This is a genomic window from Sorangium sp. So ce1504 (genome assembly GCF_051521635.1).
GTDB classification, from domain to species: domain Bacteria; phylum Myxococcota_A; class Polyangia; order Polyangiales; family Polyangiaceae; genus Sorangium; species Sorangium cellulosum_B.
The window spans coordinates 1,563,836-1,588,109 of record NZ_CP150365.1 but is presented as its reverse complement, the minus strand read 5'-3'; the positions used below and the strand labels follow the sequence as shown (position 1 = coordinate 1,588,109).

The following is a 24,274-nucleotide window of genomic DNA, read 5'->3' as shown; positions in this document are numbered from 1 at the left end:
CGCCGACTACCGCCGAGAGGCGGCGTAGAGCTTCTGCTGCCCGTTTTTGTCGGACGCCAGGTAGAGCGTGCACTCGTCCGGGGACAGCGACGGCGTCATGACGGCGACGCTCGGGTCCAGGTTCGGCAGCAGCATCCTCGCCGGCTGATCGTCCACGGGCAGCCCGTCGTCCCCGAGCGCCACGTAGAAGCTCCGCAGCACCGACGCCTCCTCGCACTCGCCGCGCGCGCTGTAGGGCGCCTGGAAGAAGAGCAGGCGGCCGTCGGGCGTCACCCACGGGGCGAGGTCGTCTCCCTGCGCCGGGCAGTCGCCTGGCAGGTGGATGTCGAGCACCTGCACCTCCGCGTCCTCTGCGCGCCTCGTGACGAGCCGGCTCGTGGTCCCGCCGGCGTCCTGGAGCCCGTTCATGAACCAGTACCGGTAGGAGGGCCGCTGCCCGTGGGCGACCGCCACCGAGCGGCTCCCCCCCTCCGGGTTCAGCGCGGGGAGCGCGTCCGCCTGGGTCGCGTCCAGCCCATCCGCGACGAGCAGCAGCGGGAGGCTGCCCGGCGCGGTGGAAAGGCGATCGAAGAGCAGCGAGCCCGCGGGGAAGCCGCCCTGCGGCGAGGGCGCGTCCAGGGGCAGGAGGAGCGGGCCCGACTCCTGCCCTTCGGCGTCGACGATGAAGCTGGAGACGACCTCGCCAGCCGTCCAGGGCCGCCCGGTGGCCGTGGCGATCTTCGTGTCGTCCGATCCGAACTTCGCCGTGTAAACGAGCCGGAGCGTCGCCTCACCCTCTCCGGTCTCCGCGCGCACGCGCGGGAACGCGGGCATCGCCCCCGCGACCTCGACCTCCGAGAGCGCGCCGAACGACAGCACGCCGCCGCGGGCCGCGCAGGAGACGCACGTCTCGCTGGCCGTGCAGAACTCCCCCTCCTTGCACGCGCCGCACCCGCCCTCGCCGCCCCCGCCCGACGCGGCGGACGACGAGGCCGAGCCCCCGCCTCCCCCGCTGCCCCCGCCCCCGTCGCCGCCGGCGCCGCCCTCGCCGCCGCTCGACGACGTGGACGTGGCGCTCGCGCCGGCCGCCGTGAACCGCTCGCCGCAGCCGGCGAGCGCCGCGAGCGCCAGCTGCGCGGCGAGCGAGAAGGGTCCGTAGAAGCGAAGCGTGCGCACCCGAGCTGCCTCCTGTCGTGGTCCCGCCGCGCGGAGCCGGCGTGCGCGGTCAAGACGCCTTGTTGTAGTCCGTGTCCTCGAGAAGGATGACGTTCGTCTTCGAGCGGGTCTCGCCGACGCTGGTCACGTAGACCGCGGGCTTGTCCTGCACCGGACACACCTTCTCGCACGCGCCGCAGCCGATGCACAGCGACGGATCGACGTGCGGACGCTGCACGTGGACCATCTTCATCGGCGGCTCCTTGCCGTGCTCGGCCGCCACCGGCTCGCGCTTCGGGATGTCGACCTCCTCGACCCAGATCGCCTTGGGCGACGTCGGGCAGAACTCCTCGCAGACGATGCACGGCACGCTCATCGACCACGGCAGGCAGCGCCCCTGATCGTAGAACGCGGTGCCGATCGAGATCGGCTTCTGGCCGATGCCCATCTTCTGCTCCTCGGTGATCTTCTGGATCGCTCCGGTCGGGCAGACGTCGCCGCAGAGGACGCAGGAGTGCTCGCAGTACCCGATGCGCGGGATGACGATCGGCGTCCAGAGCCCCTCGATGCCCGCCTCGAAGAACGCGGGGTGGATCGCGTTGTTGGGGCAGACCTTCATGCACTCCGCGCACCGGATGCAGCGCTCCAGGAACTCGCGCTCCTCGACCGAGCCCGGCGGCCGGATCACGCGGTGGTCATAGTTCGCGTCGAGCACGTCGGCGATGCGCGCCGTCGGGATGATCACCGCGCCGGCCGCGGCGGTCGCGAGGGCGGTGCGGCGGCCCGTGTCGGGGGTCACGAGGGCGCTCTTCCGGTTCGGCAGGAAGCGGAACTTGATGACGTCCTCGGGGCAGGCGCTCTCGCAGTTGAGGCACATGTGGCACTCGTCCTGCCGCCACTTCACCCCGCCCTGGGGCGAGTCGGCGCCCTGGCAGTGCACGAGGCACAGGTTGCAGTCGGTGCACTTCGCGTGATCCTTCTGCATCCCGAAGAGCGCGAAGCGCGCGAACACGCCGAGGAACGCGCCGAGCGGGCAGAGCACGCGGCACCAGAACCGCGGGATGAACCGGTTCATGAAGAGGATCGCGACGAACAGGATCCCGACGAACCACGTGTGGTGGAAGTAGAACTGCTTCGTCTGCCACACGCTCGCGGCCAGGAAATCCTGCGCGTGATCCGCGGCGAGCTGCACCGGCCGGCTCCCGGTCGTGGCCGCGGAGCCGGTCACCACGGCGGCGACGTACTGCGCGGCCGGGATGACGGCGAGGCCGATGGCCCGGACCGCCACGCAGATCGGATCGAACAGCCCGCCGATCACGCTGCCGGTCGCGCTCGCCGCGAGGAAGGCGTACATCAGGTAGTACTTCACCCGCTGCCGCGTGTACGTCTTGTTCGCCTCGACGCGCTTGCCGCCCTTGCCGTAGCGCGACGGGAAGATCCACCCGAAGAAATGGTGGAGGGTGCCGAAGGGGCAGATCCAGCCGCAGAACACGCGCCCGAAGACGAGCGTCAGCGCGAGGATCCCGAGCGACCAGAGCAGGCCGCGGTAGACGGTGTGCGTCGAGAGCAGGGTCATCGCGCCGACGAACGGGTCGGCGAGGAGGAAACCCTCGACGGGGAGCGGCAGGCGCACGCGCGCCTCGGCGGAGGCGAACGAGCCGCGGAAGCCCGTCTGGAACAGGAAGTAGAGGAACAGCCCGAGGCAGCCGGCCTGCACGGCGCGGCGCGCCCAGACGAGCACCTGGATCACCTTGCGCGCCGGCAGCCCCGAGCCGGCCCGGCGCTTCGGTGCGGGCCGGACGATGGCGCCGGCCTTGCGCAGCAGCGCCCCCCAGCGGGCCTCCTTCGCGGGCGCGGCGGGCGGCGCCGCGTTCGGCGCGGCGGGCGGCCGCGCGCTCGCCTTCGCGGGCGCCACGGCCGCTCCTGCCGCCGGTTCACGGTGCGCCGGCGCGGCCGGTGTCGGATCGAGGTTTGCCATGACTACTACACCTCGGCGAGCCGCAGGTTCTGCCAGTGCATCGTGCCCAGGCCCCGGTCGTGGCCCATCTTCAGGTACGGGATCTCCTCCGGCTTGCGGCCGATGAGCTGGCAGCCGTACGCGTCGGCGGCGACCTGATCGGTCGTCGCGATCACGGTGTGCATGTCCTTCGCGTCGGCGACGTTCCCGCCCTGCGGCCCGTTGCGCATGAGGACGCGGACGGCGTCCACGATCGTGAGCGTCGGCTGGATGAACGTCGCGAGATCGGCGATCGACACGTCGATGTTCTGGTGGAGGCGGTTGCGCCGGCCGCCGAGCGCCCCGTACCAGTTCTTCATCGCGCCGGTGTACCTGGACAGGTTGTGGTGCTTCGCGATGGGGACGTTGATGACCTTGTCCGCGTTGACCAGCGGCGTGTAGACGGGCCAGTCGTCGAGCACCTCGCCCTTCAGGCGCATGCCGCGGAAGCGGTGCGCCGCGGGGATGACGACCTCCCCGCCGACGTCGTAGGCGGCCTTCCAGATGCCGGAGCGCTGGAAGCAGCGGTTCGGCTCGTTGCACGAGGCGTCCGTCACGATGACGGTCTTGGCGCCGGCGTCGTAGGCGAGGCGCACCACCTCGGCCACGACCTTGGGGTTCGTGTTCGCCGCGTGGATCGGCGTGCGATCCCAGCCGATGTTCGGCTTCACGACCACGACGTCGCCGCGCGAGATGAAGCGGCGCATCCCGCCGAGCGCGTCGACCGCCTTCCGGACCAGGGCGGCCGGATCCGGGGCGCCCGCGGCGAGCGCCTCGGCGCCGGCGCGGGCGACGACGAGCTCCGGCACCCCTGCGGGCGCGTCGCGGAGCCGGTAGTCCCGCGTCTGCTGGCGCTCGGCGGCGACGGCGGCGCTGCCGCCGCGGTCCCACCGGGCCGCCGCGAGCCCCCCCGCGCCCCCGAGGACGAGGCCCGCCGCACTCAGCCGACGCAGCATTTCACGTCGAGAAATGTCACCCATGGCCCTCGCCTTCCCTGGACCTACGGATAGCCTCCCCGGGCGGTCGCCACAAGCAGAGGTGGCCTGGCGGCAGCGATGTGCGCCGCCTCCCGGCGCTTCCAGCAACGGCGATCAAGGAGGAGCCGCGGCGGACGTCGCCGGGGCCGCCGGGGCCCCCGGCGTCGCCGGAGCGCCTGCGGCGGGGGAAGCGCCCGTGCTCGCCGGCTGCGACGCCTGCGGCGCTTGCGGCGGCGCGCCGCTCGCGGCGGGCGGCGCGTGCGCAGGCGGCGAGGGCGGCGGGGCGGCGGGCTCGTCCGGCTCGTACGGGTCGGCCTTCAGGCGATCGCGCTCTGCAAAACAGCTGGCGCGCTCCGCGTCGCACGCGGCCCGCAGCTGCGCCGCGTTGGCGAGCTCCGCCGAGCGCTGGTCGGCGAGCGCCCTGGCCTCGTCGCGCTCGGTGGTGACGGCGGCGCGCGCCTTCTCGACCTCGGCGAGCCGCTCGCGCTCGTCCATGGCCGCCTTCTGCGCGGCCGCCGCGCTGTCCTCGCAAGTTTTGAGGCGCGCCGCCTGGGTGGCGTGCAGCACCTGGATCTCGCGGGCGTGCTCCGCCTCCGACGTGGAGCCGCTCTTCTGGAGGGTGGCCAGCGTCGCGTTGAACTCCGCGCGATCCTGATCGCGGGCGCCGCGGCATGCGATCGCCTCGGACTGGGCGATCTGGTGGCTGGCGACGCAGGTGTCGAGCTTGTCGAACGACTCGGCGCCCCGCTGGCGGGCCTGCTCGAGCTCGTTCGCGAGCCGCAGGGTCTCGCGCTTCGAGAAACCGAGCAGCACGACCGCGCAGCCCACGAGGGTCATCGCGCCGGCCGCGATCCGCGCGCGCAGGTAGGACGTCTTCTGCCTGATCCGCAGCCGCTCCGCCTCGCGATCCGCCTCGCGCTCCGGCTCGAGCAGCACGTCGAGCTCCTCGGCGAGCTGGGTCATCGACGGGCGCTCGTTCGGATCGATCGCGAGCCATCGCCTGAGCGCGGCCTGGAACATCTCGCGCGGGCGCCCGGTGAGGTCTGGCAGCGCGTTGTCGGCGAGCGGCTTGTCGGCGCGGACGTCGTGCGCCTCGGCGAGCTCGGTGCGGCTCTGCGCGGACTCGCCCGGGAAGTCCCTGGGGTTCACGAGCGAGTAGAGCAGGGTCGTGGCGAGCCCGTACGTGTCCATCTTCTCGGAGAGCGGCACGGCGCCGGGGAACCCGTTCAGCGCCCGGAGCTGCTCGGGTGAGGCGTAGAGCGCGGTGCCGGCGCAGAAGGAGGCCTCTCGCTCCGCGGCCACGCCCAGGTCGAGCAGGATGGGGTGGACGCGGCCGGCGAACCTGGCGAGGAAGATGTTGTCGGGCTTGACGTCCTGGTGCCGGAGCCCGGCGGCGTGGAGCGCCTCGAGCCCGCGCGCGACGGCGAGGAAGATGTCGTGCGCCTCGCGCTGGGCGAGGGGGCTGCGCTCGAGGCGCTGGGCGAGGGTCTCGCCCTCGTAGACCGGCATGGTGAGCCACACGTAGTCGGCGTTCATGCCGTGGTCCTTCAGCTGGACGACGTGCGGGTGCCCGACGGTCGCGAGCATGACGAGCTCTCGCTCGACGTTCCGCATCGCGTACAGCGAGCGGGGCATGAGCTTGAGGGCGACCTGGTGCTCGGGGACGTCGATCCGCTGGGCGACGTACACCTTGCCGAACATGCCCTGCCCAAGGAGGCGCCCCAGGCGGTAGAGCCCGCCGACAATCTGGCCGACCTCGGGGAGGATCGAGGGGCCGCGGCTGCTGCTCCTCGCGGGGTCGTCGCTCCCGCCGCGCGACGTGGTGCGCACCAGGCTGGACGGATCCGCCACCGTGACGGCGAACGCGTGGACGATCGTGGTGCGGAGGTTGGGGTCGACGGGCGGCACAGCGATTGCCAGAGTAGCGGAAGCCGCGAGCGCTGAGAAAGAAGCCGGCGGACGGAAGACGGCCGGCGCGGGGCGTTTATTCGAGGGGGCTGGCGGAGGCGCCGGGGGGCTCACCCGTTCGCGCCGTTGCGCCGCCGGTGTGTGGACTGTGCCCCGGCCTCGCGCTCTGGATCGCTTGCCGCGGCGAGGCGAGCCCCTCGCCTGCCGCTCAGCCCTCCAGCGGCATCTCCGACACCGCCGGCGAAGGCGCCGCCGGCGCTGGTGTTGCCGGCGAGGGGGCCGCCGTCGCCTTGGCCCGCCGGGCCGCCGCGCGCTTGCGGCGCTCGTACGCGCTCGTCACCTCGCGCACGATCTCGGGCTGGCCACGGAACACGAAGCGCGCCGCGTTCCGGACGAGGCCCATGCGCTCGACGAGCAGCGTCGCCAGCTTGTTGCGGAGCAGCAGCGCGTCCTGCGCCTGCCTGGAGATCGCCTCCGCCTGCGCCGGCCGGCTCCGCAGCTCGGCCGCCACGGCGCGCGCCTCGTCGAGGTGGGCCGCGTCGAAGCCGCCGAGCCCGTCGAGCGCGTCGCGGTGCTTCTCCCCGAGCAGCGCGTAGTCGTCGAGCGCGCTCGCCAGGGCGTCGGCCGTGTCGGGATCCTCCGCGTGCGCCGCGTCGATGCGGGCGAGCATCTCGTCCTTCGCGTCGTCCACGCCGTCGTCGAAGTAGAAGCGCAGCGTCGCCGAGATCTCCCCCAGCAAGAACTTCCCGCGCTCGCGGGGGCTCTCGTTCTTCTCGACGGTCAGGAGATACCGCGTCTGCGCCTCCTGCGTGGCGCGCTGCAGCGAGAGGATCTCTTCTGCCGTCCTCGGCCCGAGGCGCGCGGCGTCCCCCTTCTTGCCGTCCTTCGGGACCGCCGACTCGAGGCCCAGGCGGGTCACCCGCTTCTGGGCATCGACCTGTGTCTTCCAGTACTTGTCGCAGAACCTCGCCACGTCGACCGCCTCCCCGAAGAGCACGTGCAAGGGCACCGTGATCGCCGGGAGATTGCCGGCGCTCATCTGCTGGACGACGTCCGACCACCGCTCGATATCGCTCGTCTTCTTCGCCATCTCGACCTCCCCTGGGTTGCGGCGCCGGACACCCCGTCCGGAGCGGCAATCCCGGGCATCCATTCCGGAGAGCCCTGGCTCGGACTCCCCTCCACAAGGACCTGAGCCCGAGACTCCCGCCCTCTCGCACCACGAGCCGCCGAGAGCGGGTCATGAAGCGCGCGAGATGCGGGAGCTTCGCGGCAGGGCGACAGGGATCCACGTCCCGTGCCTGGACGACACGGCGCCAGGGACACGCGAAGACGCTCCGGGGTGTCCCTGGCGCTTCACGACGTGTCCCTTGCGCTTCACGACGTGTCCCTGGCGACGATCTCCGTGTCCCTGGCGACGATCTCCGTGTCCCTGGCGACGATCTCCGTGTCCCTGGCGAGAACACCGCCGGTCGAGGTCGACGCTGCCGCTTGTCCCTGTCGGCCGGTTCCCTGTCCCTGCCCCTCATTTCCATGTCCCTGGCGCCGCTCGACGAACAGCGGCATGACCATCGCTGCCGATTCGCTCGGATGGTCCTTGTGGATCATTGCAATGAGGGCTGTCGATTCCGGGGCGTCGCCCGCGACAAGAGGTCACACGCGGGGGCTCAGGCGCCGTCATCGGATGCGCAACAGCGCAATCCATTGCGCAATGGGCAGAGGCGACAGGAGAGGTCGTCGCAGCGGTCGCGTGCCCCGGAAGAGCAAGAAGCCGGCGATGCTCCGGCGGCGCCGCCGCCGGCGGCTCCGGGCTCCTCCTCGAGGGACGGCACCAGCGACCACGTGTCGCTCCCCGGCTCGTGGAGCTGAACGGCAGAGGCATCGCGCCGAGGATCGGACCAGCAGCGGACGACCTGGACCCTGCCATCGGCGAGGAGCACGGCGCTCGGGGCCATGGGCCAGATCAGCCCGGCTCGTCCGCGGGCAGCGAGCAGCTCGCGCGCACGGATCGCGCCGGCCAGGCTGGCCTGCCCGATGCACAGCGCGAGCCCAGGCGCGCCGCCGGGAGCGACGGTGCCACCGGCGCCGCGAGATCGGGAATCCACGCAAATGCTCGCCAGAACCGCGCTCGTGATCGCCTGTCTGGAGCTCGCCGGGTGCGCCGCGTTCAGGCCGCCGGCGTCGCCGCCCGAGCTCGCCCGCTCCCGGGCGGCGATCCGCGCGGCCGAGCGGGAGGGCGCGAGCGCCGACCGGCGCGCGGCCATGCACCTCGCGCTGGCGAGGAGCGAGCTCGCGCGGGCGCGGCGGCGGATCTCGGTGGGCGACGTGGAGAGCGCGCGCTGGCTGCTGCGGCGGGCCGAGGTCGACGCGGAGCTCGCGGCGCTCCTCGTGAGGGAAGCGGGGCTGCGCGACGCCGCGGGCCGCACGCTGGACCAGGCGAGCACGCTCGCCGAGGGGAAGGAGTAGGGCCCGCGTGCGCGCCGGAGCCCCGCTCGCCATGGCGCTCGCGCTCGCGGGCTGCGCGACGCGCGCGGCCGCGCCGCCGCCCGAGCTGCTGACGGCGCGCGCCGCCGTCGTGCAGGCGCAGGACAATCCGCTCTCGCCGCTCGCGATCGCCGAGCTGAGGCGGGCGGAGGAGGCGCTGGCGATCGCCGAGCGCGTGGAGCGCGAGCGCCCGCGCTCGACGGTCGCGCGCGACGCGGCCTACGTCGCGCGGCGGAGGGCGCAGTGCTCGCTGCTGTCCTCGCTCGTGCGCGCGAACCAGAGCGCGCTCGTGCGCGCGCGGCAGAGCCAGCGCGCCGCGACGCAGCGCGCGCGCCCCGGCGGCGAGCCTGAGCCCGCGGCGCCCGACCCTGCCGTCGATGTCGGTCGCGGCGTCGCGCTCGACGGCGCGCGCACGCGGCCCCAGCAGTCCGCCAGGTGATCGCGGCCGCGCTCCTGCGCTGCCGCGCCGTCGCGCTCATCGCTGCGCGCCCGCGCGACGCCTGATTTGCCGCCGGGATCCGGGCGGATCGGCCCGAGCGCCCCCGCGCGCCGCGTACCGCCCAGGGCGTCGGCGCGGCTTCCATCGAACAGTTTCTCCTGGGAGTGGCCGATTTTTGGATCCAAGATGCGCGCGACGCGCCTCCGACGGCATCGAAAGCGTCCCGGAGGTCAGCGTCGGTCGAAGTTCGAAGTTCGACGGGACACCCGGTCCCGCGTGCGAGGAGAGCGCGATGAAGGAAGGCGCGAACGTGATACTGGTGCCCGTCGACTTCGAGGCGGCCTCGATGAAGGCGATCGAGCTCGCGAAGGATCTCGGCGCGAGGCTCGGGCACCGGGTCGTGCTGCTGCACGTCTACCAGCTCCCGGTCTACACGTACCCCGGGCTCGAGCCGGCGCTGATGCCCGGGTTCCACGCCGAGGTGAGCGCCGCCGCGTCGCGCGCGGTCCAGCAGCTCTCGGCGCAGACAGGGGGACTCTCGACGGCGCTGCGCGAGGGCGACCCTGCGACCGAGATCCTCGCCGCCGCCGACGAGCAGGCGGCGGCGATGATCGTCATGGGCACGCACGGCCGCCGGGGGCTCTCGCACCTCTTCCTCGGGAGCGTCGCCGAGCAGGTGATCCGGAAGAGCAACGTCCCCGTGCTCACGGTGCGCGTGGCCAGCTGATCGTCCGCGGCGCCTCGCGGTGGGCGGGCCGGCGCGGCTGCCGGCCGGGGCGCGGCGGGCAGGGCCGCGCTCGACTGGGTTAGGGCGGGCTCGGCCGCGCTCGACGTGGGTCAGGGCCCCGGCTTCTGCGTCGCATGCGGCGCGTGGAGTTCCTCGCATGTCGCCCCTGTGTCCGCGCGATCTCGCGCTTCCGCCGAACCTCGTGAGCCTGGCCCGGCTGCCGCTGGCGGCCCTGTTCCCGATCGTGGCCACGCGGCCTGCGCTCGCCCTCGCCGTCCTCTGCTGCGCAGGCCTGACGGACGTGCTCGACGGCTGGCTGGCCCGCCGCTCCGGTCAGGTGACGCCCACCGGGGCGATCGTCGACCCGATCGCGGACAAGGTGTTCGCGCTCGCGGTGGTGGGCACGCTCCTCGAGAGCGGCGCGCTCCCCCTCTGGGGCATCCCGGCGCTGCTGGCCCGCGAGCTCCTCGAGCTGCCGCTCGCGCTCTGGATCGCGGTGAGCCGCCGCTTCCAGGGCGCGCGCCTGTCGGCGGCGAGCGCCAACATCCCTGGCAAGCTCGCGACGGTGGTGCAGTTCGCGGCGGTCTTCACCGCGATCGCGCTCCCGTCGGCGCTGCCCGCGATGCTCGCCGCGTCGGCGATCGCGGGCGCGGCCGCGGGCGTCTCGTACTGGGCGCGCCAGCTCCGCCGCGTGCCCGGGGCGGCGTAGGTGCCGCCTGGAGGCGCTCCTGGTGTAAGGTCGGCCCAGGCGGCGCGTTGAGCGTCTGCCACCGGCTCCATGCTCCGAGGAACCATGCGAAGAACGCTGCCCGTCTGGGCTCTCCTTGCCTCGCTCGCCGGCCCTGCCGCCTGCAGCTCCGCCCCTTCGGCGGCGCGCGACGCCTCCAGCTCGCCGGCGTACGGAGCGGCGCCTGCCCCGATGGCAGGGATGCCTCCTGGAGTCCTCCAGACGACCGGCGAGTCGACGCGCTCGGGGTCGGTGCGCGAGGAGTCGTACGATGCCGAGGTGTCGGTGGCGGCGGATTTCGCCAAGGCTGCGCCGCCGCCGGCCCCCGGCGGCGGCGCTCAGCCCCCGATGGCGAGGCCGGCGCCGACCGCCACCACGCCGCAGCCGGCGCCGACCTCGTCCGGCGCCGCACCGCAGGCCGCGCCCCAGGCCGCCGGCGAGGTGAGCGCGGCGCGCGCGCCCCTCCTCGTCTACACGGCGGAGATCGGGATGGCGGTGTTCGAGGTGGGCGCGTCGCTCGGCAAGGTCGAGGCGCTCGCGCGGGATCTCGGCGGCTTCCTCGCCCGCCGCGACGACCGGACGATCACGATCCGCGTCCCCGCCGCCCGGTTCGACGAGGCGCTGAAGCGCCTGGAGGGGCTCGGCGACATCCTCCAGCGCAACGTGGTCGCCGAGGACGTGACCGAGGAGTTCTTCGATCTCGCCATTCGCATCCGGAACGCGCGGGCCGTGCGCGATCGCCTGGAGAAGCTCCTCGAGAAGGCCGCCAAGGTCGAGGAGTCGATCCAGCTGGAGCGCGAGCTCGCGCGCGTCTCCAGCGAGCTCGAGCGCCTCGAGGGGCGGCTCAAGTTCCTGCGCGATCGGGTCGCGTTCTCGACCCTCACCGTGACCTTCCAGCCGCGCTCGACGGAGACCCTCGCCCCGTCGGGACCGCGGCTCCCCATCGACTGGCTCAACGAGCTCGGCCTCTCGCGGCTCCTCAACCTGTGAACCGGGCGCCTCCGATGAACCACTCCCTTCGCCACGCCTTCGCCCTCGTCGCCACGCTCACCGGCGCGGCGGCGCTGCTCGCCTGCGGCCGGCCCTTCGTCCCCGCGACCCCGCCGGGGTTCGTCGATCTCGACGATCGCTACGGCGACGACGAGTACCGCGCGACCACCGCCGAGGGGCTGGTGATCGGGATCCGTGCGTTCGAGAACGATCCGAAGGGCGACCTCGCCTTCTGGTCCCGCGTGATCGAGAAGCGGCTGCGCGAGGGCGGCGGCTACGCGCTGCTCGGCAAGACCGACGTGAAGGCCCGGAACGGCCTGCCGGGCGTCCAGCTGCGCTTCGGGCACGACGAGGGGAAGGAAGCGCACCTTTATTACCTCACCGTCTTCGTCAACGACGATCGCGTCTTCCTCCACGAGGCAGGCGGAGCGAAGGCGCTGGTCGAGCGGCATCAGCAGCAGATCGACTGGGCCATCCGCAACTTCCTGCCGGAGTGACGCGCGCTGCCCGCGTCGGCCGCGCGCGCGTCACTGCAGCCCCTGCGCCGCTGCGCTTGCTCGCGGAAGCCCTGTTTGCTACCTGGCGGACGTGCGTTCCCGCCCCATTCCCTGTGACGCGCGGCAGCGCCGGTGGAGCCAGGCGCTGCTCCTCGCCCTCGCGGCCACGCTCGGCAGCGCCGACGCCCTGGCGCACGGCGGAGGAGAGAAGCCGCTCGCCACGGTGCCCGCGCCGCCCCCCGGCGACGGCGCCAAGGCGGCGCAGATCCTCCGCGAGATCGAGGGCCGCGTCGCGCCCCCGCCCGCAGCCGTCGCCGGCGAGAAGGCCGCCGGCGGCGAGGAGACCGCTGTCGGGGCGCCGAGCGCGGCGAGCGGGCCTTCGCCGAGCGCCGCGAAGGTCGTGGCCGAGCCGATGGCGCACGCGAAGCGCGCGCTCCAGCGCGCGCACGGCGCGCGCGCGGCGGGCGACGCGACGAACGCGCGGCGGCTCGACGCGGTGGCCCTCGAGTGGGCGGAGGCGGCGAGGACGCTGCTGCGCGCCGCCGCGGCGGAGGCGGCGGCCGTGGAGGCCGCGAAGCGCGCGCGCGAGGTCGAGACGAAGCTCGAGCGGGCGCGCGCGCTGCTCGAAGAGACGCAGGCGCGGCGAGGCCGCGCCGCGGCGGAGCTCGAGCGGATCGAGGCCGAGGCGCGCGAGGCGACCAGGACAGCGGCGAACGTCGAAGCGCAGCGGATCGAAGCTGGCAAGAGAGGGGAGAGAGGGGAGAGAGGGGAGAGAGGGGCGGCGCCCAAGGAGGCGACGCCCGCGACGCGGGGGGCCGAGCGGGCACCCACCGCGGCGCCAGGCGCCGGGCCCAAGGGCGGCGCCGGCAAGGCGACGGCTCCGGTGGGCCAGGAGGGCACGCCTTGAGCGCGCGTCGCCTCGCAGGGATCGCCGTCGCGGGGGTGCTCCTCGGCGCGTGCGCGCCGATCCCGCGGCCAGCGGTGCTCGATGAGCTCGATCACGTCCGCGCGGGGGCGGCCGCCGCCGAGTCGAAGCGGCACGCGCCGGGCGCGTTCGCGCGGGCGGAGAAGCTGCGCGGCGACGCGCTCGCCGCGCTCGAGAGCGAGGATCGATCCGGGGCGCAGATCCTGGGCGAGCAGGCCATCGCGGCGCACGCGCACGCGCACGCGCTCTCGCGGGTAGCTCGGGCCGAGGCGGCCGAGACCGAGGCGAAGGCGCAGCGCTCCGCGGGCGAGGCGTCGCTCGCGGGCCTCGAGGCCGAGCAGTCGCGCGTCGCGGCCGAGGTCGACGCGCTCGACATGCGGACCAAGGTCGCCCGGGACGCGCAGCCCGTGGTCCCGTCGGGCAAGGCCGATGCGGATCGCGAGAAGGCGCGCCTCGCCGCCGCGCGCTCGCTCGCGCTCCAGGCCCGCTTGCTGTGCGGCGCGGCGCGCCTCCTGATCGCACCGGCGCCGCAGGACAGCTCGCAGCCCGCAAGCGCAAGCCCCGCCGGACCCCAGCCCGCAGGCGCTACCCCCGCCGGCGCGCAGCCCGCAGGCGCGAGCCCCGCCGGCGCGCAGCCCACGGCCGCAAGCCCCGCCGGACCCCAGCCCGGCAGCGCCCAGCCTGGCAGCGCCGAGCTCGCGACGCAGCTCGAGGGGGCGACCGCCGCGATCAAGAAGCTCGACGCGGAGCTCGCCGAGGCGAGCGGCTCCACCCGCGCCCTCCCGGCGCCCATCGACCAGGCTTCCCGCGCCAGGGCGGGCTGCCTCGCCGCGCTGACGGCCGCGCGCCGCGCCGCCACGCCGGTGACCCGCGCGCCTGGCGCTGGTGACGCGCTCCTCGCAGAGCTCTCGGCCGCAGGCACCTGGTCGCCCGTCCGCGACGATCGCGGCATCGTTGTCACGCTTCGCGGGCTGTTCGCCGGCAACGCCCTCACGAAGGCCGGCGAGGCGCGCCTCCGCGACCTCGCGCTGGTCGCCACGGCGCACCCCTCCTTTCCCGTGGCCGTGGTCGTGCACACGGACCGGGAGATCCGCGCCAGGGAAGAGCCCGCGTGGGCGGCGCGGGCCGATGCCGTCGTCCGCGCCCTCGGTCCGGCGCAAGGTGCGACCGCCGCGGGGGCGCCCGCGGGCCCGTCCATCGCGCCGTTCCTCGCGGGATCCGCGTCCCCGGTCGTCGATCCGGGGGGCAGCGAGCGCGCCCGCAACGCCCGGGTCGAGATCATCTTTGTAACCCCGGAAACCCTGTGAGGCGTGATGGTCCCGGCCGCCGGAACTCCGCTCGTCTCGGAGAGTCGTTCTCGATGATGCGCTCTTCCACCTTCGCCCGAAGCGAAAGCAAGCCTGCCGTGCTCGCCTGTGCGCTGGCCGCCGCCCTCGGGAGCGCGTGTCAGGAGGACGGCAAGACCTCCCAGAAGCACGCCGCGGAGCTCTGCGCCAAGCTCGCGCCGGTCGTCGCGGAGGACGTCGGCCAGGTGCGGACGGGCCTCCCCGCGGGCTCGCAGAAGCTCGCTGCGCTGGTGGACACCGACCCGGGCGCGAACCTGCTCGGGCTCCAGAAGGCGATCGCGGGAGCGCGCGCCTCGGTGAAGGACCTCGAGTTCGCGAAGAGCACCTTCTTCTCTTTCGCCGATCCGAGCGGCACGGTGCTGCGCAGCGAGGCCGATCCGGACATGCTCGCCAACAGGTCCGTCCTGGCCTCGTTCCCCGAGCTCAGGAAGGTGCTGGCCCCGGGCAGCGGCGTCGTCGAGGCGTTCGGGGAGATGCAGGAGATGCGCGGGGTCAGGAACGGCCCCGATCTCCAGTGGGTCGCCGTGCACCCGGTCACACGGAGCGGCGGCGAGCTCCAGGGCCTCTTCGTCACGGGCTGGTCGTTCCGCGCCTACGCGTACCGGCTGCAGGAGGCGGCCAAGCGCGACATCGCCGAGATCGCCAAGCGGGACGGGCTGAAGTCGACGCCGCTGCTCTACGTCTTCGCGTGGAAGGGCGCGAAGGCGTACGGCGGACCGGTGACGCCCGACGTCAACACCGAGGCGCTCGAGAAGCTGGACTTGCCGGTGAAGACGGCCTCGGGCCCCTGGAGCGGCACGGTGGAGATCGCCGGCCGCACCTTCGGCGCTGCGGCGCAGCGCGTTCCGGAGCTCGCCGCGGACGCCGGCGTCGCCGCGCTCGTCTCGACGCTCTGAGCGCGCCCTCCGGGGCGGTCCCCCTGGCTACGGCCCGGGTGCTGTCACGGCCGGCGGCGGGCCTGAGATCTCCTTATCGAGCGCTACCGTGCTAGGCTGTGGCGACTGGCTCGCGCTGCCGAGCTCACCCCCATGCCGGCTTCCATCGATCAGCTTCTCAAGGTTTGCCGCGAGGTGATCGCGCCGCTCGTCCGAGCCGACGGCGGTGAGCTCTACATCGTGGCCGTCGAGCCCGATCACCTGACGCTCCACCTGGCCGGCGCGTGCTCGGGCTGCCCCGGGGCCATGCTCACCGCGCGCGCGGTGATCGAGCCAGCGGTGCTCGCCGTCGCGCCGTCCGCGCGGGTCATCGTGACGAACGGCATGCGTGTCCCCGACGGCGCCTCCCTGGCCTGAGGCGGGCACCCGCTGCGGAGACGGGCCCATCTCGACGTTTTCGGTGCTCAGCGCACTGGAGTGCGCTTCCGCGCCGAAAACGCCGATCTGGACCCGTCTCCTGTGCGGGTGACCGCCTCAGGCGGGCTACTGGGACGGAGGGGAGAGAAGAAAAAGGGTGCGATGAGCTAACACGAGGGCCGGACGGGGGCGCGGCGGGTCGTGGGGCTACTTCTTTTTGCCGGGCTTGTCGGCGGAGGGGGGCGGGGCGGGAGGGGGCTCTTCCTTGCGGACGGCGGAGGCTACGGCGGGGTCGATGGCGTTCGCGTCGACCGGCTTGTTGGGGCGGAGCGAATCGAGGCTGCCCAACGTGACCAGGTCCTCGTAGGCGAACGCGATCTCGGAGTCGTTCCGCTCGATCGCACGGAAGTGCGTGGCCGCGTCCTTCCAGTCGACCTCGTTGACGTAGCGGCCCTTGTCCGGAGCAGGCGGCGTCACGCGGCCAGGCACCCCGAACGCCGTCGCGAGCTTGACCACGGCGGACGCATAGTCCTTCCCGCGGGCGGCCTTCTCGCCCAGCGGGTGCTCGTCGATGATCTTCCAGAGCTTGTCCTGGATGAAGAAGAAGTACCGCTTCCCGCTCTCGCGGGTCAGCGTCATCATCGATTCCTTGTTGAGGTAGGTGTACTCGCCCTTGAGCGGCGTCGCGTCGATGCCGGTCGGCAACCCGCCGAAGTCGATGCGGCTGCGGCGGAACGCGCTCTTCTCCTCGGCGAGCTCCGCGTCGAGCGCCCTCATCTTCACGCCGGGCGAGATCGCCTTGTAACGCGGCACGTACGCCTCATCGAGCATCTTGTCGATCACCGCCGCCACCTGCTTGGTGGTCATCCCCCAGGCGATGCCCGGCGGCGTCAGCGCGATCGTCTTCTTCGTCGCAGGCGTATCGGCAGGCTTGGCAGGAGCCGCGGCAGGCGCCCCGCTCGTCCCCCGCTTCTGCTGGGCAGCCGCCACGGTCGCACTCGTGATCGCCGCAAGGCCCAGCCCCAGAGCCAGCGCCGCTCCCAGGAGCCTCTTCGCTTTCATGTTCCTCCTCCAGCCGGCGCAGGCCCTGTCCCCGCGCTCTGTGCAATCGCAAAAGCCAGGAAACCCAGCCCGGCAAGCCGGAGAACGCTAGCACCTGCGGTAGGACAGGAGAATAGGTTCTCCGCACCGAGCGGGGTCGACCGCCGTTGGACGATCGCTCGGCCGGATCGATGGAGAGCGAGCGCGAGGCGGATCGCGACGAGGGCAAAACAGCCTCGACAGCGCTTGTGGCCGGTGTGTGCCAGGTCCTGACAGGGACCAGACGACGTGCTACGAGCTCTGGCCCCAAGGATGATCCCTGCCGCCGGTGCTGCACCTTTGCGCCTTGCGCTCGCCGCGCTGGCGACCGTTGGCCCCGCCGGCGGCTGCGTCGCCGATCACGAGCGCCCCGCGGCGTCCGTCGATCCACAGGCCGGCCTGCCCCCATGGGAGGGGCGCGCGCGCGAGGTCTTCGACGACAACATCGAGCCTGCCGCCGTGGGCTTCTCGCTGGACGGCCCCTCGCCCAGATCCGACCTGTTCCTCCGCGAGAGGGCGCAGACGGGAGACGTGGTCGCGCGGGTCCGCGTCAACACGGTGACCGTCGACTCGATCGGCGAACAGAGCACCTACCACCTCGGGATCCAGGTCGGCTACCCTCCGCTGGCCACACCCCGGGCGCCGGACCGGGCGTTCGAGCTCCACATCCGGCCGCAGAGCCGCGCGTTCGGCGTCGCGAAGGCGATCGACGCGCGGCTCCGCGGGCTCACCTTCATCGCCTTCATCCGGCGCTTCGCCGGCGAGGCCGGCGAGCCGGAGATCCACTGGCACCTTTCACCTGATACAGCGGAGGTCGCCGCGGCCGTCAAAGAGGCCGTCGTCCTCGGGGAGCTGTCTGCGCCGTGAGCAACGTGAGCATCAAGACGGTCAAAGAAGTCGACGCCCTCCGCACGGCCTCACAGATGGCTGCGGAGACGCTCCTCGGCGTCGGCGAGATGATCCGCGCCGGCATCACCACCGAGGACATCAACACCTTCGTCCACGAGGACACGATCCGCCGCGGCGGCTACCCCGCGCCGCTCAACTACCACGGGTTCCCGAAGAGCGTCTGCACCTCGATCAACGAGGTGGTCTGCCACGGCATCCCGTGCGATCGCGTCCTCGTTCCGGGCGACATCATCAACGTGGACGTCACCACGATCTACAACGGCTTCTACGGCGACACGTCCGCGACCTTCTACATCGGCAAGCCCTCGGCCGAGGCGAAGCACGTGACCGAGGTGTCCCGGCGCAGCCTGCAGCTCGGCATCGCCCAGGTCCGGGACGGGGCGCGCCTTGGCGACATCGGGGCCGCCATCCAAGAATTCGCCGAGGGCGAGGGCTGCTCGGTGGTGCGGGCCTTCGTCGGGCACGGCATCGGGCGGCGCTTCCACGAGGCGCCGCAGGTCTCGCACGTCGGCAAGTACGGCAGCGGCGCCCGCCTCCGCGCCGGCATGTGCTTCACGATCGAGCCGATGATCAACCTCGGCACCTACGAGGTCGAGATCCAGGAAGACAAGTGGACCGCGCTGACGGCCGATCGCTCGCTGTCGGCGCAGTTCGAGCACACCATCGTCGTGACGAGGAACGGCTGCGAGGTGCTGACCCGTCGCAGCCGGCCGCTCGCGAACAGCGAGATCTTCCCCGATCCGTTCGCCGTCTCCGCGGCGCGAGCGCTCTGACGCAGAGCGCGCTCGACGACGCGCACAACGCCGAACGCGCGCCGCGCCCGGACCGCGCGCGCCGGCCAGCCCCGGCCACGAGGGCCTGCGCGGCGGTGCGTCGACGTGGCCCGGATCTGTCGATCGGAAACCCAGTTTTGTCGACCGTCCGGCCTGCGATTGGGAGTAGAAGCAGGTGCATGGCCTTGGACGAAGCGTCGCGTGCCCGAATCGCGCCGTATGTGTCGAGCCCGACGGCCGACGTCTTCTCGCTGTCGGGTCTGCCGGAAGAAGTCATCGCCGTCCTGTTCGCGTACTACTCGCGCAGCCGAGACGATCTGCGCACCAACCTGGCGCGCCTGCTCGGCGACGAGGAGCTCGACGTCGCCCCGGAGGCCGACGGCCGGCCGCGCCGGGGCCTCGCGTTCGCGTCGGACAAGGCGCGGAGCTTCCACGAGAAATGGGTCGTGGGCTACGGCCACGCGTCGGTCGCCGAGCACGCCGTGGTGCACCTCGCGATCGAGAACGTCAGCATCGTCGCCTCCAAGGTGATCGAGGACCTGCGGCTCGGCTCGTACACGGAGAAGAGCACGCGCTACGTGGTCTTCGATCAGCACTCGTTCATCGACCTGCCGGAGCTCGACGCCGAGCACGCCGCGAAATACAAGGCCTCGAGCGAGCGGCTCTTCGCGACCTACCTCGACCTCGTCCCCAGGGTGACCGAGCGGCTCGGCGCGCGCTCGCCGAAGCCCGAGAAGATGTCGGACGCCGCCTACAAGGGGGCGCTGCGCGCGCAGGCGTGCGATCTCCTGCGCGGCCTCCTGCCGGCGGGGACGCGGACGAACATCGGCCTCACCGCGAACGCGAGGGCGCTCGAGGTCCTGCTCACGAAGATGCTGTCGCACCCGCTCGAGGAGGTGCGCAGGGTCGCCCGCGACATGCACACGGCGGCGCTCGCCGTGACCCCGACGCTCGTGAAGTACGCCGCGCCGAACGAGCTCCGGCAGACGCTGCAGGCCAGCGTCGCCGCGGCGATGAAGCGGGTCTACACGCCGCCGGACGAGGGCGTGAGCGCGACGATGGTGATCAACCAGCCTGTCCGGCTGGTGCGCTACGACAAGGACGCGCTGGAGCGCGTCGCGCTCGCGCTCGCGTACGACGGGAGCGATCCGGGCGTGCACGCCTACAACCTGGGCGACGCGCTCCACCGCGCGACGCTGCCGGAGCTCATCGGGATCGCGAAGGCCGCGTGCGAGAAGCGCGGCCCGTACGACGCGCCGCCGCGCGCGTTCGAGGCGTCGACGATGACCTTCGAGCTGATGCTCGACTACGGCGCGTACCGCGACCTGCAGCGCCACAGGATGCTGACGCCGGCGACGCAGCGGCTCACCTGCCGGCTCGGCTTCGAGACGCCGCAGGCCCTCTCGGATCTCGGCCACGCCGAGGCCTACCAGGACGCGATGCTCGCCGCGCGCGACGCGTGGAACGCGATGGAGGAGCGCTACCCCCTCGAGTCGCAGTACGCGGTGCCGCTCGGCTTCCGCGTGAGGACCCTCTGGACGCTGAACCTGCGCGAGCTCTTCCACGTCATCGAGCTCCGCTCGGCGAAGCAGGGGCACACGAGCTACCGGCGCATGGCCCAGGGGCTCTACCGCACCGCGATCACGGTGCACCCCTGGCTCAAGGACCTGATCCGCGTCGATCTGAACGACTACGCGCTCGCGCGGAGCTGATCCGCCCCACGCACCCCGCCTCGGGTACGCCGTCGCAGAGCGGTGGTCACCCGCACAGGAGACGGGTCCAGATCGGCGTTTTCGGTGCTCAGCGCACTCCAGTGCGCTGAGCACCGAAAACGTCGAGATGGGCCCGTATCCGAAGCGGGTGACCGCCGCTCAAAGGCGCGCTGCTTCGATGAGCTCCGTCGCGGCCCTGAGCGACGCGCCGGTGACCTTCGCCCCCGACAGCATCCGCGCCACCTCGGCGATGCGGTCCTTCTTGTCGACGCGCGTGACCGAGCTCTTGGCGATGCCGCCCGCGTTCTCCTTGGCGACGACGAAGTGAGCGCCGGCGAACGCCGCGATGGGCGCGAGGTGGGTGATGCAGAGCACCTGGTGGTGGCGCGCCACGTCGCCGATCGCGCGCCCGATCTTGTCGGCGACGGCGCCGCCGACGCCGCTGTCGACCTCGTCGAAGACGTAGAGCCCGGCGGGCCCGCACTCCGCGAGCACCCGCTTCAGGGCGAGCAGGGCGCGCGAGAGCTCGCCGCCCGAGGCGATGCGGCGCAGGGGGCGAGGCTCGATCCCCTTGTTGGGCGAGATGAGGAACTCGACGCGGTCGATCCCGTCCTGGCCGAGGCGGGCGCCGTCGACGACCAGCTCGGCGCGGTCGCCGCCGTGCGGCTCGATGTCCACGACGACCCGCGCCCCGCCCATGCCGAGATCGGCGAGCTCCGAGGAGATCGCGGCGCCGAGCTTCTCGCCGGCCTTCCGCCGCTTCGCCGAGAGCTTGCGGGCGCGCTCGGCGGCGACGGCGAGCAAGACGTCGCGCCGCCGCTCGAGCTCCGCGACGTGGCTCTCGACCCCCGAGAGGCGCTCCAGCTCGGCCGCGAGGCGCGCCCGCGCGGCGAGCACGTCGTCGAGCGTGGGGCCGTGCTGCCGCAGCAGGCCCTCGAGGCGGTACATGCGATCCTCGATCTCGGAGAGGCGATCCGGGTCGGCCTCCGCGCGCTCGGCGTAACGGGCGATCTGGCGGGCCGCCTCGCTGAGCTCCGTCCAGCAGCCGTCGACCGCGCGGGCGACATCGTCGAGCGCTGGATCGATCTCCGCCGCCGCCCGGAGCTCCGAGGCGAGGCGCGCGAGCTCGTCGCACATCGCGTCGTCCCCTTGATCGAGGCGGGACGCGGCGCGCCGCGTGATGTCGTGCAGGCGGCCCGCGTGGCGGAGCCGGTTGCGCTCGGCCGCGAGATCGGCGAGCTCGCCGGGGCGCGGCGACAGCGCGTCGATGGCCTGGAGCTGGAAGGAGAGGAACGCCTCGCGCTCGCCGCGGCCGCGCTCGAGCTCGCGGGCGGCCCTGAGCTCGGCGGTGAGCGCCTCGAGCGCGCTGACGTCCGCCGCGAGCTCGCTGCGCGCAGGCACGAGGCGGCCGAAGCGATCGAGGTAGCCGAGGTGCGTCGACGGATCGGTCAGCGCGACGCTCTCGTGCTGCGAGGCGACGTCGGCGAGCTCCGGGGCGAGCGCCTGGAGCTCGCCCGCGGTGCAGAGACGGCCGTTCAGGTAGGCGCGCGAGCGGCCGGTCGCCTGGACCACGCGGCGGACCACGAGCTCGCCCTCGCTCGCGATGCCGGCGGCGTCGAGCATCGCCATCGCGCGATCGGAGCCGCGCACGTCGAAGAGCGCCTCGATCTCGGCCTCGTCCGCGCCGGGGCGGACCTGCTCGGCGCTCGCGCGGCCGCCGAGGACCAGCGAGAGCGCGCCCACGACGATGGACTTGCCCGCGCCCGTCTCGCCGGTGAGCACGTTGAACCCGGGCTCGAGCCGGAGCTCGAGGGCGTCCATCAGGATGAAGTTCTTGACCCGAAGCGCGACCAGCACAGCGGCGGGAGGATAGAAAGCTTTCGACCCGTCGTCAGCGGATCTTCACTTGCTTCATGACGGTGACCGGAATTCCTTCGAAAGGCGGCACCGCGACGTCGCGGAATGCAGCGGCGATGCACCCGGCGGTGGCGGTCCCGACCAGGTCGCCCCCCTCCACGCGCGCCGACATGGCCTTCCCCGTGGGCGCGAAGGTGACGGCCACGCGGGCCGTGCCGGTGAGGCCCTCGCCGGTGCACCCGGCGGCGGCCGCCGCCGCGGACGCGAGGACGCTGGACGCCGCGCTCTGATCGAAGCGCGCTGGCTCGTCCTTCGCCGGAAGGAGCGGCGCCGGCGGCGGCTGCTTGCCCGCCGGCTTGGCGCGCTCGGGCTCGCTCGGCGCCGCGGCCCGGGCAGGGCGCTCGGGTACATCAGGCTTCTCGCTGGCCTGCGGCGCGGCGGTCGCCGCCGGCGCAGCGGTCGCCGCTGGCGCAGCGGTCGCCGCTGGCGCGGGGTTCACCGCCGGCGCGGCGGTCGCTGCTGGCGCGGCGCTCGCCGCCGGCGCGGCGGTCGGCTCGGGTACCGCCCCGGGAGCAGCCCCTGCCTGCACGGGCTGCGGCGGTGCAGCTGGCTCGCCGGCAGGGCCGGCGGAGGCGGCCAGCGCCTGCTCCGCAGGGCCGGGAGCGGCGGCCGGCGACTCCGCGACCGGCTCGTCGTCCAGGGACGGCTCCCGGTCGGCGATCTGGCCAGCGGGAGCCGCCGCGGCGGACGACGGAGGCGGCACCTCGGGCGGCGCCGCAACGAGCGCGCCGCTGCCCGCGGGCGCGCCCTGGGTCGCCACGGCGCTGGACGAGCGGCCGTGAGCCTGCGCGAGGTAGAGCGCAGCGCCGAACACGATGAAGACGACGGTCACCCAGCCGGCGAGCGCCATGTTCTGGCGCGATGCCGGCGTCGAGAAGGAGCGCAGCTTCTCGGACACGAGGGAGCCGGCCGTGATCGAGGTGCGCACCGGCGTCTCTTCCCCGGAGGACGTGTGTCCCTCGACGGCCAGGAGCTCGGGCTCGACGGGCTGCGAGGGGAACGAGGAGTCCGAGCTCCGCCCAGCGGCGGCGTCATCGAACAGCCCGCTGTTGATGCTCAGGATCTCGTGATCGGCCCGGTCCTCGTTGCGGCGCGCCTCGCCCTCCTCGCCGGGCGGCGGCGCCATGCTGCGCAGGTCGATCAGGCCCGAGGTCTCCTTGCGCTCGGCGCGCCCGCGAGGCTCGTTCTGGCTGGGCCAGTCGCCCGCCGCGTGGGCGGTCGACCGCGGGGAGAGGTTCGTGAGCGCGATCGGCTCGTGCGACGGCCGCTCGTCGCTCCCCTGATCCCGCGGCCCTCCCGCGGCGCCCTGCGCCTCGGCCGCCTTGGACCTGGCGCGATCTCGCCGCTGCTCCTCGGCGGCGCGCGGCGGGCCCGCGGCCGGCGACGGGGCGAGCGAACCCAGCAAAGCGAGGTCCGCCGGAGAGGCGTCGGCGGGCTGCGCGGCGCTCGGACCGGACCGGGCGCGCCGCGCGGACGGCATGGGCTGAGGGGCGAGCGCCGCCATCGCCTGCACGTCCTGGAGCCGGAGCTCGGGCGACGAGCGGTGCGACGACGGCCGGCCCTCGTCGATGGACAGCGGCGCCGACGGTATCTCGGAGAGCGGCGCCGGCGGCATCTCCGACGGCGGCGCGATAGGCCGCGCGGAGCCGCCGGCGCGCGGGACAGCAGCGGTCCGCGGCCGCGCCACCGGCGACGTTGTGCGCTGCTCGCGCCGCGCCGGCGGTCGCGCCGGGACCGGCGTGCGCGGGGTCGCGCGGGGCACGGCAGCGGGTTCGGGCGCGGGCGCGGGCTGGCTCGCGCGCTCCTCCTCGAGGGCGTGCGAGCCGAACGAGAGCGAGGGCGGCTCGACGCCCGGGGAGAGCATCTGCGCGAGGTCCTGGATCGAGACGGGATCCGAGTCGGCGGGAGGGAGCGCGGACGGGCTCCTGCCGGTCGGCGCCGCGCCGCCACGGGGCGTGTCGTCCCAGGAGAGGCCGGCGAACGTGCGATGCCGCGCCGGGACCTCACGCCGCCCCAGCCCGCCGTCCGGCGTCACGACGGCGTGCTCGAGCGAGGCCTCGGCCGCCGCGTAGAACGCATCCAGCGCCCTCGGGCTGGACTCAGGCGCGACGTCCAGCTCCTGCTGCGCGATCCGCTCCGCGAGCGTGAGCCCTCGCCTGCGCCCGGCCGCCTCCGGCGCCGCGCGCCGCTCCGTCTCGCCCGCGGGCTCCAGCCGGTGCTGGATGCCAGCGCCCGGGAGCGTCGTCTCGGCGTCCAGCACATCGCTCGAGAGCCCGGCCCCCCTCTCCGAGCGGCGCCCGGAGGACGGCTTCGCGCGCTCCGGCTCGCTCGACGGCTCTCGCCGGTCGCGTCCGCTCGCGGAGCTCGGAACGCCCGAGGGGGAAGACCGTGGCTCACCCCTCTCGGACGCGGACTGCTTGCTCTTCATGCGACACGTCTTG

The 24,274-nt window shown here is 73.5% G+C and carries 22 protein-coding genes; 13 read left to right on the top strand and 9 right to left on the bottom strand.

Annotated features, from left to right (window positions below):
• Positions 1-6: 6 nt before the first annotated feature.
• The 6 genes from WMF39_RS05980 to WMF39_RS05955 form a co-directional block, all read right to left on the bottom strand.
• Complete coding sequence (locus tag WMF39_RS05980) at positions 7-1,155, bottom strand: hypothetical protein (RefSeq protein ID WP_437744580.1); 1,149 nt, start codon at positions 1,153-1,155, stop codon at positions 7-9.
• A 49-nt stretch (positions 1,156-1,204) separates the two neighbouring features.
• Positions 1,205-3,112, bottom strand: coding sequence for a 4Fe-4S binding protein (locus WMF39_RS05975; RefSeq protein ID WP_437744579.1), 1,908 nt, complete (start codon positions 3,110-3,112; stop codon positions 1,205-1,207).
• A 5-nt stretch (positions 3,113-3,117) separates the two neighbouring features.
• Positions 3,118-4,110: a DUF362 domain-containing protein gene (locus WMF39_RS05970; RefSeq protein ID WP_437744578.1), complete on the bottom strand. Its 993-nt coding sequence runs from the start codon at positions 4,108-4,110 to the stop codon at positions 3,118-3,120.
• A gap of 111 nt (positions 4,111-4,221) precedes the next feature.
• Complete coding sequence (locus WMF39_RS05965) at positions 4,222-6,015, bottom strand: serine/threonine protein kinase (protein WP_437744577.1); 1,794 nt, start codon at positions 6,013-6,015, stop codon at positions 4,222-4,224.
• A 208-nt stretch (positions 6,016-6,223) separates the two neighbouring features.
• Positions 6,224-7,105: a hypothetical protein gene (locus tag WMF39_RS05960; protein WP_437744576.1), complete on the bottom strand. Its 882-nt coding sequence runs from the start codon at positions 7,103-7,105 to the stop codon at positions 6,224-6,226.
• 287 nt (positions 7,106-7,392) lie between these two features.
• Positions 7,393-7,623, bottom strand: a complete 231-nt coding sequence (locus WMF39_RS05955) for a hypothetical protein (RefSeq protein WP_437744575.1) — start codon at positions 7,621-7,623, stop codon at positions 7,393-7,395.
• 501 nt (positions 7,624-8,124) lie between these two features.
• Between WMF39_RS05955 and WMF39_RS05950 the strand changes: the two genes are divergently transcribed.
• The 10 genes from WMF39_RS05950 (at position 8,125) to WMF39_RS05905 (ending at position 15,442) form a co-directional block, all read left to right on the top strand.
• Positions 8,125-8,481, top strand: a complete 357-nt coding sequence (locus WMF39_RS05950; RefSeq protein ID WP_437744574.1) for a DUF4398 domain-containing protein — start codon at positions 8,125-8,127, stop codon at positions 8,479-8,481.
• A 7-nt stretch (positions 8,482-8,488) separates the two neighbouring features.
• Positions 8,489-8,938, top strand: a complete 450-nt coding sequence (locus tag WMF39_RS05945) for a hypothetical protein (protein WP_437744573.1) — start codon at positions 8,489-8,491, stop codon at positions 8,936-8,938.
• A 292-nt stretch (positions 8,939-9,230) separates the two neighbouring features.
• On the top strand, positions 9,231-9,665 hold the full coding sequence (locus WMF39_RS05940; RefSeq protein ID WP_437744572.1) for a universal stress protein: 435 nt from the start codon (positions 9,231-9,233) through the stop codon (positions 9,663-9,665).
• A gap of 157 nt (positions 9,666-9,822) precedes the next feature.
• Positions 9,823-10,374: a CDP-alcohol phosphatidyltransferase family protein gene (locus WMF39_RS05935; RefSeq protein WP_437744571.1), complete on the top strand. Its 552-nt coding sequence runs from the start codon at positions 9,823-9,825 to the stop codon at positions 10,372-10,374.
• Between the two features lie 84 nt (positions 10,375-10,458).
• On the top strand, positions 10,459-11,382 hold the full coding sequence (locus tag WMF39_RS05930) for a DUF4349 domain-containing protein (RefSeq protein ID WP_437744570.1): 924 nt from the start codon (positions 10,459-10,461) through the stop codon (positions 11,380-11,382).
• Between the two features lie 14 nt (positions 11,383-11,396).
• Entirely contained in the window at positions 11,397-11,879 is a 483-nt protein-coding gene (locus WMF39_RS05925; protein ID WP_437744569.1) for a serine/threonine protein kinase, read from the top strand.
• 91 nt (positions 11,880-11,970) lie between these two features.
• A complete protein-coding gene (locus tag WMF39_RS05920) occupies positions 11,971-12,786 on the top strand; it encodes a hypothetical protein (RefSeq protein ID WP_437744568.1) in 816 nt (271 codons plus the stop codon).
• Positions 12,783-14,111, top strand: coding sequence for a hypothetical protein (locus WMF39_RS05915; protein ID WP_437744567.1), 1,329 nt, complete (start codon positions 12,783-12,785; stop codon positions 14,109-14,111). Before WMF39_RS05920 ends, WMF39_RS05915 begins: the two co-directional genes overlap by 4 nt.
• Before the next feature lie 53 nt (positions 14,112-14,164).
• The gene (locus tag WMF39_RS05910) at positions 14,165-15,046 is read left to right on the top strand and encodes a hypothetical protein (RefSeq protein ID WP_437744566.1); all 882 of its coding nucleotides are present in this window, start codon (positions 14,165-14,167) and stop codon (positions 15,044-15,046) included.
• 132 nt (positions 15,047-15,178) lie between these two features.
• On the top strand, positions 15,179-15,442 hold the full coding sequence (locus tag WMF39_RS05905; protein WP_012233706.1) for a NifU family protein: 264 nt from the start codon (positions 15,179-15,181) through the stop codon (positions 15,440-15,442).
• A gap of 207 nt (positions 15,443-15,649) precedes the next feature.
• Here the strand turns inward: WMF39_RS05905 and WMF39_RS05900 are convergent, their stop codons facing one another.
• Entirely contained in the window at positions 15,650-16,504 is an 855-nt protein-coding gene (locus WMF39_RS05900) for a hypothetical protein (protein ID WP_437744565.1), read from the bottom strand.
• A gap of 318 nt (positions 16,505-16,822) precedes the next feature.
• On the opposite strand from WMF39_RS05900, the gene WMF39_RS05895 reads away from it, so the two are divergent.
• The 3 genes from WMF39_RS05895 (at position 16,823) to WMF39_RS05885 (ending at position 19,916) form a co-directional block, all read left to right on the top strand.
• Positions 16,823-17,389 (top strand): cobalamin ABC transporter substrate-binding protein, encoded by a 567-nt coding sequence (locus WMF39_RS05895; RefSeq protein ID WP_437744564.1) that lies wholly within the window; start codon positions 16,823-16,825, stop codon positions 17,387-17,389.
• Positions 17,386-18,204, top strand: a complete 819-nt coding sequence (gene map / locus WMF39_RS05890) for a type I methionyl aminopeptidase (RefSeq protein ID WP_437744563.1) — start codon at positions 17,386-17,388, stop codon at positions 18,202-18,204. The genes WMF39_RS05895 and map overlap by 4 nt, the downstream gene beginning before the upstream one ends.
• 179 nt (positions 18,205-18,383) lie before the next feature.
• Positions 18,384-19,916, top strand: a complete 1,533-nt coding sequence (locus WMF39_RS05885) for an FAD-dependent thymidylate synthase (protein ID WP_437744562.1) — start codon at positions 18,384-18,386, stop codon at positions 19,914-19,916.
• A 159-nt stretch (positions 19,917-20,075) separates the two neighbouring features.
• Here WMF39_RS05885 and recN read toward each other — a convergent pair whose 3' ends face one another.
• Positions 20,076-21,773 (bottom strand): DNA repair protein RecN, encoded by a 1,698-nt coding sequence (gene recN, locus WMF39_RS05880; RefSeq protein WP_437744561.1) that lies wholly within the window; start codon positions 21,771-21,773, stop codon positions 20,076-20,078.
• 34 nt (positions 21,774-21,807) lie between these two features.
• The gene (locus WMF39_RS05875; protein WP_437744560.1) at positions 21,808-24,261 is read right to left on the bottom strand and encodes a hypothetical protein; all 2,454 of its coding nucleotides are present in this window, start codon (positions 24,259-24,261) and stop codon (positions 21,808-21,810) included.
• Between the last annotated feature and the right edge of the window lie 13 nt (positions 24,262-24,274).